Here is a 13920-nt window from a genome sequence, read left to right as displayed (position 1 = left end):
GTCCACTTACACAAGTAGGTTTTTCTTGTTCTCACTGTATCCGCGTCTGCATACGAATCAGTCAAGCAGAGTTTCGAATGAAAAAATAATGTTGCTCATAAATGCTACTCTGGTTGTATTACTGTCGACGAGACGCGCCTTTGTTACGTTGCTGGGTTATTTGTGCACATTCCTCACTCAGACGCATCGAACATGCCAGTCGTCAGATACCGCTCACCGGAATCCCAGAATACAGTCACAACCCGTGGGTTGTCTGTCTCTTCTCTGAGCCGTCGGGCGACTCGCTTTGCCCCACATAGTGAGGCTCCTGAGGACTGTCCAACAAGAATGCCCTCGTTCTGTGCAAGACGGCGACACTCGGCTTCTGCGTCATCGAGTGATACTGTTTCAACATCGTCCAGCAGTTCCGTGTCGAGGTTGTCAGCCACGAATCCGGGACCCATCCCCTGAAACTCGTCTTCACCGTCACTTTCGTTGTCGTCTGATAGGACCGCGTTCTTGACGGGCTCGACAGCAACTGTCTCCATTTTGGGGAACGCTTCGGTCAGCCGCCGGCTGACACCGCTGATAGTGCCACCAGTCCCAACGCCAGCCACAAGGGCGTTGACTGGCCCATCAACCTGTTCACGTATCTCCGTGCCAGTCGTTTGATAATGACTCTCCGGGTTAGCGGGGTTCTCGAACTGATGGACACAAAAATACCCGTCCTGCTGTTCATACTCGTCGGCACGTTCCCGAGCAACTGAGATGTCACCGTCGACGAGTTCGATTTCAGCCCCGTACGCAGCCATCAGTCGGCGGCGTTCGGGCGAGCGTGAACGTGGCATGATAAGGCACACATCGTATCCTTTTGCAGCGCCGACCATTGCCAGCCCGATACCTGTATTACCACTCGTTGGTTCTACGATTGTGTCGCCGGGCTTGAGGTCGCCACACTCTTGGGCCCGCTTAACCATCGCAACGGCTGGTCGCGCTTTTGCCGACCCGCTTGGATTGAACGATTCGACTTTCGCCGCTATCGTTGTTCCTTGCGGGCTGTCGACACTGACAAGCGGCGATCCAAGCGTCTCCAGTATCGAACCCTTCACACTCTCGAAATCAGGCGTTCGGTGTTAAATATGCGGTGGCTTTGGACCGGTAGTGTAAGGTGAGTCGGTATCATCGTTTTAATATGGAACTGAAAACACTCGAACCGAATCCTGCATGGGCTGCTGGGGCATATGAAGAAACTGTCGACACACTGGAAGCATTTGATGACCTCGTATACAAAGTCTGGGGTGGAGACTGGTGTTCTGACTGCCGGTCACAGCTTCCTGACTTCGGTGCAGCACTCGACGCAGCAGAGGTCCCTGCAGAACGAATCGAACACTATGAGGTGGATGCTGAAAAGAACGGTCCCGGAGTCGACGAGTACGGCATCGAGTTCATTCCGACTGTGGTGGTCGAACAGAACGGCGAGGAACTCTGTCGATTCGTCGAAAGCGAGAATGTTCCGATAGCTGTCTTTGTCGCCGAGAAGGCACAGGCAGAACTCGGAATGCCAGAGTAACGCTGAGGACGCTCTAGACCATCCGGTCTGCCCAGGCAAGCGCCGTCGAGAGTTGGTTCCGTGGCGGTGAGCACGTCTTGTTTTGACAGACGTAGACCGTCGCTCTGTCTGTCGGCTGGTTGCGGTCAGCCCATATCGGCGGCGCGTGCTCGAAACCGAGCGTGTCGAGCCACTCTTCTAGCGCTTGTTCTTCTGGGGGACGCCACGCAAGGATTCGGGACCCGAGATAGGTGTCTTTGAGTTCGACATTCCAGCGTTCTGGTGGGTCATCTGTCACAAGTGCCACCTCAAGTGTTCCCGCAGTAACGGTATCGCTTGCCAAAGAGAGAGACGCGTGCTGGAGAGGGTTTGCCTTCGTTCGGTTCCCGTGGGTTTCGACGACAGACGCAGCAATGGTCCCGAACGTATCGTCGTTACGGAAGTGATTGAGTTGGTCGAGCAACTCGGTGGCGACGCCGATGCTTGATGGTGTCGACTGGTCGGTCAACTCCTGTGGCCGCGTGATTAGGGAATCTCCGTCTACCGGGGTGTAGTACAGAGTGTCGGCAGTATCATCGTGGAACTGCTCGACGATTGCTTCTGCGAGGTCCATTGTCACTTCGAGCCACCGCACGTCGCTGGTCGCCTGATACAGTTCGAACGTTCCCCGCGCGAGGAACGCGTAGTCGTCGAGATAGCCGTCGACTTTTGCCACGCCATCCTTGTACCGCCGCTGAAGCCGGTTTGTTTCTTCGTCCCAGAGGTTGTCAAGAACAAACTCGGTGGCCTCGATAGCCGGCGTCGCGTACTCTTCGTCGAGCACGATGGCGGCGTTGGCGAATGCTCGTATCATGAGACCGTTCCAGCCTGCAAGTACCTTTTCGTCCCGTGGCGGCCGCGGTCGCTCGTTGCGGGATGCTGCGACCTGCTGGCGCGCCCGGTCGAGTGCATCCTTGACTTCATCCATATCGCGGCCATCCTCCGACGTGAACGAATCGAGCGGGCGGTCGAACGTTAACACTGTCTCGCCTTCAAAATTCCCTCGTTCTGTGACCCCGTACCGCTCACAGAATAGGGTTGCATCGTCCTCGTCTTCGATGGCCTCGTGGACTTCCTCAGGCGTCCAGACGTAGTATGTCCCTTCCTCGCGCTCGCCGTCTGCTGTTGCGCTCTGTGCGTCGAGCGTGCTGAAAAAGCCACCATCCTCGTGCGTGAGTTCTCGCTGGACGAAATCGAGTGTTTCACCGGCAACAGTCGCGTATCGGTCGTTTCCTGTCACTTGATACCCTGCTAGGTACGCAACCGGTAACTCTGCGTTATCGTACAACATCTTCTCGAAGTGCGGGACAGTCCAATCACGGTCAGTCGCGTATCGGTGGAAGCCACCGCCGATGTGGTCGTACATTCCACCGTTTGCCATCGCATCGAGTGTTTCCTCAACGACGTCGAGATATACGTCACGTTCAGTTACGCTGTAGGCTCGTAAGAGGAGGTGGATCCGTCCAGTTTGTGGGAACTTCGGTCCCGATGCCCACCCACCGTGCTCGCGGTCTGCGGCCCTAACTGCCGCCTTTGCGGCCTGCTCAACGAGTTCTTTGTCAGGTTCGTGGGTTTGGTCGGGCACCGATTCTAGTTCGTCTTCGACGCCATCAGTCCACTTCTCTGCACGCTGTTCCATCTCCTTACGTTCCGATGGGTCATTCCAAGAGTTGCTGATATCGTTGAGCAACTCACCAAATCCTGGCATCCCGCGCCGTGGCTCCTTGGGGAAGTAGGTCCCAATGTAGAACGGCTTCTGGTTAGGTGTCAACCACGCCGACAGCGGCCAGCCGCCGCGCCCGCTGACCTGCTGGCACGTCGTCTGGTAGATGCGGTCGACATCAGGTCGCTCCTCACGGTCGACTTTGATAGGAACAAAGTTCTCGTTGAGGACCTCCGCGACAGTTTCGTCCTCAAAGCTCTCGTCGGCCATCACATGACACCAGTGACAGGCCGAATACCCCACCGAGAGAAAGATTGGGACATCGCGTTCTTTGGCTTCTGCCAGTGCCTGCTCATCCCACGGTTGCCAGTTTACCGGGTTATCTGCGTGGTCGAGGAGGTACGGACTCTCTTCTTCATCGAGACGGTTCCCTCCAGCAGTGTCTGTCATGTCTCTGCTTAGCAGCCACGAACAGGTAAAGCTTGGAATCTCTCCCACAGGCCGTCTCGTTGTCTATCCTCTGGCATCGTCGATTTCGGCCATTACCCGCTGGTGGAACTCCTGAAGCATCTCTGACTCGTCTTTCGCGAGTACCACGTCTGACGCCATCAGTGTCGCCAGTCCAAACGCCTTCGGTGATGGTGAGTCAACCCGTCTCGAAACAATCTTCAGGTCGCCATCAGCGAGTTCGTGCAACGCTGTCTCGATACCTGCGACGTTGAGTTTGTCTTCGAGAATCTCGCGGTACGTTTCTTCGATTACCGCAAACTCGCCCAGTTCCTCGGCAAAGCTCAGTAACATCTCGCTGTTGACTTGCTGCTCGCTTGCTGATTTTTCGTACCCCTTGTACCGTTTCAGAATCATCAACGCTCGCGTCGCATTGATACGGAAATACCGCTGGAGTAGGTCAGTCCCATCGAGGCTATCCCGTAGCTTTTTTCGAGCGTCTGTCGGGTCGATGTTCTCCAGTAATCCAGTGAGATCGACTTTCCGGTTCAACGGCAGTGACAGTGAGAAGCCGTGGTCAGCGACGGCCACTTTCACGTTAGCGTTGACCTGTTGGGCACACTCGTAGGCAAGCAGACGAGAGAACCCATCATTGAATCGCCGACCGTAGTTCGAGTGGACATAGTAGCGGCGCTCGTACTCCTCGCGGTCCATCTCTTCTTCGATAATGAGTCTGTGGTCTGTGCTGATGCTCTCTGCTCCAGTATACTTACGCTGTTCGTCAAAGATTCTGACGATAGCACGGATGCTGTTTTCGTCGAGTGGAAACTGCCGGAGCCACAGTCGAGTTTCTGATCGCCCACCGCCCTCAAGGCGTTCCAGCAGCTCACGTTGGAACGTCAGTATCTCCTGACCGAGGTCATACGACAGAGGCAGACGCTCGGAAAACCACGACGGGACAGTTGGGCGCGAGCTCGTCCTATCAACGTACACCTTCGACCCTCGTCGGTACTGGTACTCGAATCTATCACCGCCCAATACGAACACATCGCCCGATTCGAGTGTGTCGAGATACTCCTCGTCGAGGTTTCCGACCCACTGGTCGCTTGAACGGGTTATCACGTCACAGGTGAATGAATCAGGAATCGTCCCAATATTAGTCATATAGATAACACGCGCCAGTCTGCCCCGTTTCCCGATGAGTGGTTCGCCAACGGGATACTCATCGTAATGATGCTCTCCCTCAGGCGGGTCATTAGTGTCACGCCAGACTTTTGCGTAGACGTTCTTATCCTCCATACCCTCGTAGTCAGCCGTAAGATACCGAAGTAGCTGCTCCCAATCGGCGTCTCCGTACTCTCTGTACGGATATGCCGACTGGAGGATACGACGAATCTCCGATTCGGGGCGTGGCCCGTTAATAGCCATTCCGTAGACGTGCTGTGTCGCGACATCCTGTGGATTATCGGGGATGAACACGCGGTCGACAAATCCCTCTTTGGCACGCTTGAGCATCACTGCACACTCGACAAGTTCATCCCGGTCAAGAGCGACGACCCGTCCTGTCACTGTCTCACCAAGCTGGTGGCCGGCTCGACCGACGCGCTGGAGCAATGAGGCAACTGATTTCGGGGAGCCAACTTGCACAACAAGGTCGAGATGTGGCATGTCAATACCTAGTTCAAGTGATGTCGATGTCGTCACTACGTCGAGCGTCCCGGACTTTAGTGACTCCTCAATATCTTGCCGGCGCTCTTTTGAGAGGCTCCCATGGTGACAGCCGGCGTTTGTTGTGTCGTACTCGTCGAATCGCTCCCGAAGGTTGTGCAACACCCGTTCGGCACCCGAGCGGGTGTTCGTAAAGACAAGTGTATTCGTGTGGTCTTGAATCAGGTCGTGAAGCTCACGGTAGAATCGTTCGTGGACCTCTCCGCCGGGGGTATGTATCAGGTCATCGGTCGGACAGGTCAGTTCGATATCGAAATCTCTGACAAAACGCGTGTCGACGAGTTCGTACTCTCGGGGCTTCCAGTCGCTTCGAGATTCGGCGTTCGGTTCGTCTGGCCCCACGTTGTGGTCGTGTTTCGAGCCGACAAGAAACTCGCCCATTTTGTCTAACGGCTCGACAGTGGCCGAGCAGCCGATTCGAGTTGGGGAGCCGTTTGCGAGGGATTCGAGTCGTTCGAGCGAGACCGAGAGGTGGGTTCCCCGCTTGTTCTCGGCGAGGCTGTGAATCTCGTCGACAATAACATACTCGACAGTTCGGAGTTTCTCCCGAAATTTCGGGGAGTTGAGGAGGATTGCAAGTGTTTCAGGGGTCGTGTTCAGGATGTGTGGCGTCTCCCGAAGCATCGCCTGACGTTCGCTGTCACTGGTGTCGCCGTGCCGAATTGCGTGGCGGATGTCGACAGTTTCGCCGCGCGCTTCAAGCCTTTCGGTTATCTCGCTCAGCGGGACCTCCAGATTTCGGTGAATGTCGTTGGCGAGTGATTTGAGCGGAGAGATGTACAGACAGTAGACGCTATTATCGAGGCCGTCATCGGTCCGGTCACGACCGAAGAGCTCGTTGAAAATGCCAGTAAACGCCGAAAGCGTCTTTCCGCTACCAGTCGGCGAGCAGATGAGCGCATTCGCTCCATCGTTAATGAGCGGAATGGCTTCTTTCTGTGGCGGCGTAAAGAACCCCTGGTTTTGGGGAATGAACTCGCCGAACTGCTCAACCCACCACTCCTGAACAACAGGGTCAAGCAACGAAAGGACGTGCCCATCGTCGATAGCTGTTGCTGTTGGGTCGACGGCCATCTCTGTAAAATCGACAGCAACAGTCTCCGGGTCGAACGACTCATTGTCACTCAAGTGCTCTGCTGGCCCCATCCTCTGTCCGAGAGGTAGGACTGGAGTGGCTTGGTTGTTGGGGGACTGCCGTTCTGTAACGATTGCATCGGTGTCTCGTTAACTGGCAACTGCCTACACAACTCACTGTGGCAACACTTCGTTGCTTCTCAGATAGCGACTGGGTCAAGTAATTATTTGTCTGGAATCCATAGTCGCTAATATGAAACAACGGTATAGCTTTGGGCTTGGTGTCAGGATGGTTCTGACGCTGCTCGCTTTGGGCGGACTGTATCTCGGCCTGGGATACGGTGTGGCGATGCTGTTTGGCTTCTTCCTTGGGCCGGCTGGTCTGGGCCACTTCATTGGAATCGCCACTGCAGTCCTGTTACTCGTTGGCGGCCAGTACTACTACGGTGCAAATCTGGCTTTGCGGACACTCGGCGGGCGTATCGTTGAGCGCGAAGAGTATCCCGAGTTGCACAGCCGGGTCACCTCGCTTGCACAGCAAGCGAACGTTTCGAAACCGCGTGTCGCTGTAGCCGAGAATGAGACGCCAAATGCGTTTGCAGCCGGGCGCAAACAGAGCGATGCAGTCATCTGTGTCACCACTGGACTGCTCTCGGAACTTGACAACGACGAACTTGACGCGGTGCTTGCACACGAACTCTCTCACATTGTCAACCGGGATTTCCAGCTGATGACAGGTATTACGGCGCTGTCGATTATGGCCGGATGGATTGTTCGCTGGGGGTTCCTGTTCGGTGACGGGGGTGGCAGCGAGGGTGGTGGCGCACAGCTGTTTGCCGGGTATGTCGCTGCGCTGTTTGTCTGGGTTGGTGCATTCGTCGTCGGCAGACTCATCTCGCGGTATCGAGAGTATGCCGCAGACCGCGGCGCTGCAACGCTGACTGGCGACCCAACAGCGATGGTCAGCGCACTCGAAACGATTTCTGATGAGCTTGATTCGGTCCCAGAAGACGACCTCCGGGAGGCCGAGCGTGCAAACGCGTTACTGGCTGCCGAAGTCCGCGAAACTCGGCTTGGGCGACTGTTCCGAACACACCCAGCTGTCGAGGACCGGGTTGAGAAACTTCAGTCGCTTTCGGTTGACATGGAGTCCTAACGTCGATTTCAGGTTGCCCGAAATAGTTCTTACAGCCTTTGCAAAAACGTTTGCAGTTCTGTGTACGCAGCTTCGTACTCGTCGCGAAAGACGTAATGACCGGCTCCAGAGAGGTGAACGAGGCGACCAGTCGCTAATCGCTTGGCCGCCCGAAGATCTGTCACGCGGTCGGACACATCCGCATCATGGCGTAACACGAGTGTCGGGCAGGTAATATCGTCGAACGCTTCTGCAACCGGGGTGTGTTCTTGCCCAATCTGGCCAATGTGGGGGCTACACTGGTCTGTACTGGCGACGAGGCGTCGAGCGTGTTCAGACGAAACCTCCGCTTCTTCGACCTGCTCGGTGACACGCTCTTCAATTGGCCGAGACTGGCTCTCTTCGAGTTTCTTTCGTGTCAACGCAGCTATCTCGTCAGGGTCAATATCAGGATTATCGTGGAAACGTGACGGATCTGCGAGGACGATACCCCGGGGCAACTCGGGAGTGGTAGCGCCAGCCCACGCTACTGTTGCCGCACCCATCGAGTGGCCAAGTAGAATTGGGTCCGAGATATCGAGTGCTTCGATGAGGCCCAGAAGGTCGGCGACGCGACTGTCGAGGTCATAGCCAGTCTCCGGTGCGTCGGTATGGCCGTGCCCTCGAGCGTCGTACGTGATAACTTCGTAGTCGTCGGTAAGCTCCTCACCGAGAGGAATCCATCGCTGTCCGCTATCGTACATCCCATGCGCCATGACAATCGGCTGGCCAGACCCCACTCGGTAGTACTGGATGTCGATACCGTTCGTCGAAACTGTGTCAGCTGACCACTGTTCAGGTATGTCCATGGATTACTTCGATTTCACCCGCCGTCAGGTTAGCTTTGTGATTGCTCATTCGCTTGGCTATGTCACTCGTTGCCCCAGTTGTTGCTAATATGCTTATAGTTCAATCGGCGTGCCATCCGTTAGTGAGCACGCGGTACTGTTTCACGGGTTTGTCGTTCAACAACACAAGACAGTCATTATTACGACGGAACACCAACAATGACGTATGGACTTCAGCCGCACGACCGAGCAACGCCAAATACAGGAGATGGTTGCGGAGTTTGCCGATGAGGAGATTAAACCACGCGCCAGCGAAATCGACGAGACTGACGACTTCCCGTGGGACCTTGTCGATAAAATGGCCGACCTCGGACTGATGGGGATGCCGATTCCCGAGGAGTACGGCGGTGCAGGATTGGATTACCACTCCTATGCGATGGCACTCGAAGAGATTTCACGCGGCAGCGGCGGTCTGGGAACTATCGTCGCCGCTCATATCTCACTGGCATGTAACATGATTTATGACTTCGGTGACGAAAAACAGAAGTCGGAGTTCCTGACACCGCTTGCAGAAGGCGAGGAAGTCGGTGCGTTTGGGCTTTCTGAGGCTGGGGCAGGGAGTGACGTCCCCTCAATGGAAACAACCGCTGAGAAAGATGGCGACGAATACGTCATCGACGGTAACAAACTCTGGATTTCCAACGGTTCGGTCGCAGACACCGTCGTTGTCTTCGCAAAGACCGACCCCGATGCAGGTGGAAAAGGTATCTCCTCGTTCATTGTACGACCACAAGAAGATGATGGGTTCATCGTCGAAGGGACCGAACACAAACTTGGAGATAAAGGATGTCCAACCGCAGAGCTTCGTTTTGATGGGTTGCGGATTCACGAAGACAGGCGACTTGGCGAGGAAAATCGCGGCCTCGTTCATGCACTTAAAACGCTTAATGGAGGTCGCATTACTATCGCGGCTCGTGGGGTCGGCATCGCACAGGCCGCGCTTGACGAGGCTCTCTCGTATTCACAAGACCGCGAGCAGTTCGATAAGCCAGTCAGTGACTTCCAGTCTATCCAGCACAAGCTCGCTGACATGGATACAAAAATTCAGGCCGCGCGCATGCTAATGCATAAAGCCGCGGACAAAAAGATGCGCGGCGAGAAATTCGTCAAAGACGCGGCACAGGCCAAACTACACGCCTCGGAAGTCTCTCGTGAAGTTGCAAACGAAGGTATCCAGATTCATGGCGGCTACGGCTACACGAAAGATTTCCCAGCCGAACGATTCTACCGAGACGCCAAGCTCAACGAAATCTACGAAGGGACAAGCGAGATACTCCGAAACACCATCGCCGACGAACTATTAGAATAAGTGAACAAAACCGGATAACGTAGGCATCCATTTTATATCTGTTCCGTGGTTACTCCCGTATAATGTCAAAACTCGCAGACACAGACGTGACTGTTGTCGGCAGTGGATTCGGCGGGCTGTCGACCGCCTGTTATCTCGCTGACGCAGGAGCTGATGTTCGTGTCCTCGAAAAGAATGAGGGGCTCGGCGGTCGCGCCTCTGTTCTTAAACAGGACGGCTTCAAATTCGATATGGGTCCGTCTTGGTACATGATGCCGGATGTGTTTGAGCGTTTCTTTGACCATTTCGACAGAAATCAAGCTGACTACTACGAACTTGAACAGTTGGACCCACATTACCGCGTCTTCTTCAAGGACGGTGATAGGGTAGACGCTCGCGGCGACCCCGAAGCGATGAAGGAGGTCTTCGAGTCGTACGAACCGGGTGCAGGAGAGGCCTTTGAGGAGTACCTCGACACCAGCAAAAACCATTACGAGACGGCAATGGAGAAATTCGTCTACGAAGACCGTACTCGTGTTCGGGACTGGGTTGATACAGACGTAATGACTGAGGCACCGATTGGTCTCCAACTGCTTGGCTCGATGGACAGTCACGTGGGAAAATACGTCGACCACCCGAAACTACAGCAGTTACTCCAGTACACCCTCGTTTTCCTCGGTGGCTCGCCAAAGAACACGCCCGCACTGTACAACATCATGAGTCACGTTGATTTCAACCTCGGCGTGTGGTATCCTGATGGCGGCATGAGTAGCGTCGTCGACGGGCTTGTCGAGCTCGGTGAGGAACTTGGGGTCGAGTACGTTACTGATAGCGAGGTCAACAGCCTCACCCGGGGTCGTGATGGGTTTATTGTTGATTCGGAAACAGGTAAATATCGTCCGGACCGAGTCGTAGCAAACGCTGACTACGCACACGTTGAGCGGGAACTTTTACCTGAGCACGAACAGGAGTACGACGACGAATACTGGGATTCACGGACGTATGCACCGTCTGCGTTCCTGATGTATCTTGGCGTCGAAGGTGATGTTGAGCCACTCGAACATCACACGCTCGTGCTCCCCGAAGACTGGGACGAACACTTCGAGCAGATTTTCGAGTTGCCGTCTTGGCCTGACAATCCAGCGTATTATATCTGCGTTCCGTCCAGAACTGACGATACCGTCGCGCCCGAAGGACACAGCAATCTCTTCGTGCTGGTCCCCCTCGCACCGGGGCTTCCTGATACGGACGCACTTCGCGAGCGATATCGAGAGACGTTACTCGATGATATCGCCGAAAACACCGGCGTCGAATTGCGGGATCGTATCGTCGTTGAGGAACATTTCTGTGTCCGAGACTTTGCCGAACGGTACAATGCAACTCGCGGAACGGCGCTTGGACTCGCACACACACTCCGACAGACTTCGTTATTGCGGCCGTCCAACCGCTCTAGTGAAGTAGACGGTCTTTACTATACTGGGTCGTTCACAACGCCGGGTATCGGCGTCCCGATGTGTCTTATCAGCGGCGAAAATACCGCTGAGGCGTTGATTAACGAAAAGCGGTAGGCGACGGTGCTGTGCCGAACGGAGCGCTTTGAGCCCCTCTCAAACCTCTACAGGGTCGATAACGACTTACGACAGTGAGAGACCAACCTGCCGAGCCGAAACTATTGTTTCCTCGCCTAATTCGTATCGCTCTGCAAGGAGGGCCTCTGAAATTGCCTCGGCCGCGGCGGTTGCATCTCGTCCGTCGAGAACGTCTCCAAAGTCTGCTTCGATAGAGAGCGTCTCATCTTGAACCATGTGCGCCACCTCATCTGTAGTTGGCTCGTCGGCTGTCTCGGCTAACGCGTCCAATTCGAGCGCCATCTCGACGCCCGCCGCAAGGTAACTAAGCGCGCGGGCCTGCGGGTCAGGAACGGTAACAATCGTCGAGAGGAACCGCGCCGCGCTTGTTTCATTAATAGCCACTGTTTGTTCAATCCAGTCTGCTAACTCGTCTCTGCTGGGGATAGAATCAAACTCACCGCGTGCCTGCTCGACCAGATCGGCTTCCTCGTTTGCAATCTCGTGGAATATGTCTCCAACGATGACAGCATCTGCCCCTGCCTCAAGCACTTCTTTGGCATGGTTGCGGTTGTCAAGTCCACCGCCATACCAGAGTCGTGACCACGTGACACTGTCACTGATGGTCTCCAGTATGTCGGTGGCTTCTTCACCGCCGTATGTGCCGGAGTATTCCAGATAGATTACCTCGCTTTCGAGGTGGTACTCGGCTGCAAGGGCGCGCTGTTTTGCCTCCTGTGGCGTCAGGAGGTCATCTTCAGTAACAGAAGCCTCTCGTGCAGCAGCGCTGTCAGGGTTCATGATGATGTATGCCTCGAACACTGCATCTTGCAACATGTAGCCTGCTCCGAACGCGGTCAGTCGCTTGCCGACGCCGCCATCGAGCGAGAAGCCGAGCTTTTCCTCTATCATCGAGGGTCCCAGGTCCTCTTGAATATACTCGATTCCCTGCCCAAGTGTGCCCACAAGTGCCTCGCTATCGCCGTTGAGAACTTCGGGAATTGCGAGAAACTCAGCATGGTCTCGTGTTTTTTCAGTAACATGCTGTGCCGCGCTCGGTTCGTGAAACGCAGGCACAGGGGCGTATTCAAGAAGCTCGAACGCTTCCTCGGTTCGTGGGCCGGTAACGTCACGCGACCCGCCGACGGAGATAGCGCTTGTCTGTGAGAGATATAGCGGGAAGCAAAGCGGTAGCTGTTTTTCTCCTTCTGGGTCGACTTTGGTGATATGCGACCAGTCGTCAGAAACGGGGTTCGTATCTAGACCCAGCAGCGACCGGCCAGCAATCGACACAGTCGACGAGACGCGTTCCAACTTGCTCGCGATGTCCGGTAGCGACATCCTAGTATACTACACGACTCTGTTGGAATGGATAAAAGTATCTTCTCGGACCCACTGGGCACCAATGTCAACTGCGTAATACGCTCGGGTCCCCATCGCGAGCAATATACTCTGTTGCGATTCCCGTCAGTGTCGAGTCTGCTGCTTTTGCTTGCTTTTTTGCCCGGTTGAGGTACTCGTAGCTGATATCTATGGTTGCCTGTTTGGCCTCGCTGTCAGAGTCATTCAAGAGATATTCCGCTGTAACTGGTGTTAGTTGGCCCTCCGTTCTATCGGCAGGGTAATCATCAACGTCGTCCAGCCAGACTTGCGCACCGATTATCGAAAGGACAATCGACCGGCGGAACTCGTCTTCGACCGGGAGCCCTTCGTGTTCGTACATCTCTATCATCGCGTCGTAGATAACACCTACCCGGTCGTACTGCGTCTTGAGGTAGGGAAGCGATAGCTCTTCATCTGTGAACAGAGCGGGCTCATCATCAAATGTTGCGTACTTATACTCGCGTTGAACCGCACTAAGAGCGGTTTCCTCGCCGGTCCGTGCTCGCTGCATGAGGTCCCGAAAGTGGGGGTCTTCTGACTGATGTTGCTCGGAGATACCGACTGCCCAGTCGTACGCCTCCTTGACTTGGTCAGGGTGATTTGCGAACTCCGTTTCGACCCGTTTTTCGAGGACTCCCTGTGCGATCTTTGCAACTCGTTTACAGTCTTCCCTATCAGCGGCAAAATCGACCGAAAAGTCTTCGTACTCGCCATCGTTAATCGCATCCCGCATATCGCCATCGAGGAGGGCTTCGACAGCCAAGCGAGTCACCTCTTCAGCCTTCCTGTGGTCAGCCTCCTCAGCATGACGATAGAGATAACCAAGCGTCAGATTTGCCGGTAAAAGCAGTTTCGTATCGTACTCGAAGGAGACATATTGATACCCAAATTCCGAGGCTATTGCCTGTTCGACTTCGCTGAACGCATCTCGCACGACCTGCTCAACGAATTCGTCGACCCGTCGTTTGAGCCGAAGACTTCCGATATCGAACTCTCCCGAATCGGCGTAGTAGCCAAAGACTGCACGGGCTGACGTTGGGAGAGTCCGGCGGCGAGCGAGCCATCGTGCACTCCGTGCGAACATTCTGGTGATAGTGAGCAACCTAGCGTGTTTATCTTGTCGGTCTCAACCCGCAAATCAATATGAGGTTTTTTAATTAACCCGGGTGTACCCTTTTGT

The 13920-nt window shown here is 55.0% G+C and carries 10 protein-coding genes; 4 read left to right on the top strand and 6 right to left on the bottom strand.

Annotation, left to right across the window (positions count from 1 at the left end):
* Positions 1 to 173: 173 nt before the first annotated feature.
* Complete coding sequence (locus N5098_RS08890) at positions 174 to 1088, bottom strand: PLP-dependent cysteine synthase family protein (protein WP_267637440.1); 915 nt, start codon at positions 1086 to 1088, stop codon at positions 174 to 176.
* An 83-nt stretch (positions 1089 to 1171) separates the two neighbouring features.
* On the opposite strand from N5098_RS08890, the gene N5098_RS08885 reads away from it, so the two are divergent.
* Positions 1172 to 1549: a thioredoxin domain-containing protein gene (locus tag N5098_RS08885; RefSeq protein ID WP_267637438.1), complete on the top strand. Its 378-nt coding sequence runs from the start codon at positions 1172 to 1174 to the stop codon at positions 1547 to 1549.
* A 13-nt stretch (positions 1550 to 1562) separates the two neighbouring features.
* On the opposite strand, the gene N5098_RS08880 is transcribed toward N5098_RS08885, so the two are convergent.
* Positions 1563 to 3680, bottom strand: coding sequence for a thioredoxin domain-containing protein (locus N5098_RS08880; protein WP_267637437.1), 2118 nt, complete (start codon positions 3678 to 3680; stop codon positions 1563 to 1565).
* Between the two features lie 63 nt (positions 3681 to 3743).
* On the bottom strand, positions 3744 to 6479 hold the full coding sequence (locus N5098_RS08875; RefSeq protein WP_382230848.1) for an ATP-dependent helicase: 2736 nt from the start codon (positions 6477 to 6479) through the stop codon (positions 3744 to 3746).
* A gap of 253 nt (positions 6480 to 6732) precedes the next feature.
* On the opposite strand from N5098_RS08875, the gene N5098_RS08870 reads away from it, so the two are divergent.
* Entirely contained in the window at positions 6733 to 7635 is a 903-nt protein-coding gene (locus tag N5098_RS08870) for a M48 family metalloprotease (RefSeq protein ID WP_267637434.1), read from the top strand.
* 29 nt (positions 7636 to 7664) lie between these two features.
* Here the strand turns inward: N5098_RS08870 and N5098_RS08865 are convergent, their stop codons facing one another.
* Positions 7665 to 8462, bottom strand: a complete 798-nt coding sequence (locus N5098_RS08865; protein WP_267637432.1) for an alpha/beta fold hydrolase — start codon at positions 8460 to 8462, stop codon at positions 7665 to 7667.
* A 205-nt stretch (positions 8463 to 8667) separates the two neighbouring features.
* Here N5098_RS08865 and N5098_RS08860 point away from each other — a divergent pair, with 205 nt between their 5' ends.
* Both N5098_RS08860 and crtID read left to right on the top strand, forming a co-directional pair.
* Positions 8668 to 9810 (top strand): acyl-CoA dehydrogenase, encoded by a 1143-nt coding sequence (locus N5098_RS08860; protein ID WP_267637431.1) that lies wholly within the window; start codon positions 8668 to 8670, stop codon positions 9808 to 9810.
* 62 nt (positions 9811 to 9872) lie between these two features.
* Complete coding sequence (gene crtID / locus N5098_RS08855; RefSeq protein WP_267637430.1) at positions 9873 to 11357, top strand: bifunctional phytoene desaturase/3,4-desaturase; 1485 nt, start codon at positions 9873 to 9875, stop codon at positions 11355 to 11357.
* A gap of 66 nt (positions 11358 to 11423) precedes the next feature.
* On the opposite strand, the gene N5098_RS08850 is transcribed toward crtID, so the two are convergent.
* Together N5098_RS08850 and N5098_RS08845 are read right to left on the bottom strand one after the other, a co-directional pair.
* Positions 11424 to 12698 (bottom strand): geranylgeranylglyceryl/heptaprenylglyceryl phosphate synthase, encoded by a 1275-nt coding sequence (locus tag N5098_RS08850; RefSeq protein ID WP_267637429.1) that lies wholly within the window; start codon positions 12696 to 12698, stop codon positions 11424 to 11426.
* Positions 12699 to 12765: 67 nt separating this feature from the next.
* A complete protein-coding gene (locus N5098_RS08845; protein ID WP_267637428.1) occupies positions 12766 to 13824 on the bottom strand; it encodes a hypothetical protein in 1059 nt (352 codons plus the stop codon).
* Positions 13825 to 13920: the final 96 nt, after the last annotated feature.

Source organism: Halovenus rubra (genome assembly GCF_026586665.1).
Taxonomy (GTDB): domain Archaea; phylum Halobacteriota; class Halobacteria; order Halobacteriales; family Haloarculaceae; genus Halovenus; species Halovenus rubra.
The sequence above is the reverse complement of the archived record's forward strand: the minus strand, read 5'-3'. Positions and strand labels throughout refer to the sequence as shown.

Bases quoted from the DNA above. Each gene is read 5' to 3' on its own strand.
- N5098_RS08860 (WP_267637431.1), top strand. From the start codon at position 8,668: ATGGACTTCAGCCGCACGACCGAGCAACGCCAAATACAGGAGATGGTT.
- N5098_RS08850 (WP_267637429.1), bottom strand. From the start codon at position 12,698: ATGTCGCTACCGGACATCGCGAGCAAGTTGGAACGCGTCTCGTCGACT.
- N5098_RS08885 (WP_267637438.1), top strand. From the start codon at position 1,172: ATGGAACTGAAAACACTCGAACCGAATCCTGCATGGGCTGCTGGGGCA.
- crtID (WP_267637430.1), top strand. From the start codon at position 9,873: ATGTCAAAACTCGCAGACACAGACGTGACTGTTGTCGGCAGTGGATTC.
- N5098_RS08865 (WP_267637432.1), bottom strand. From the start codon at position 8,462: ATGGACATACCTGAACAGTGGTCAGCTGACACAGTTTCGACGAACGGT.
- N5098_RS08870 (WP_267637434.1), top strand. From the start codon at position 6,733: ATGAAACAACGGTATAGCTTTGGGCTTGGTGTCAGGATGGTTCTGACG.
- N5098_RS08845 (WP_267637428.1), bottom strand. From the start codon at position 13,824: ATGTTCGCACGGAGTGCACGATGGCTCGCTCGCCGCCGGACTCTCCCA.
- N5098_RS08880 (WP_267637437.1), bottom strand. From the start codon at position 3,680: ATGACAGACACTGCTGGAGGGAACCGTCTCGATGAAGAAGAGAGTCCG.
- N5098_RS08875 (WP_382230848.1), bottom strand. From the start codon at position 6,479: ATGGCCGTCGACCCAACAGCAACAGCTATCGACGATGGGCACGTCCTT.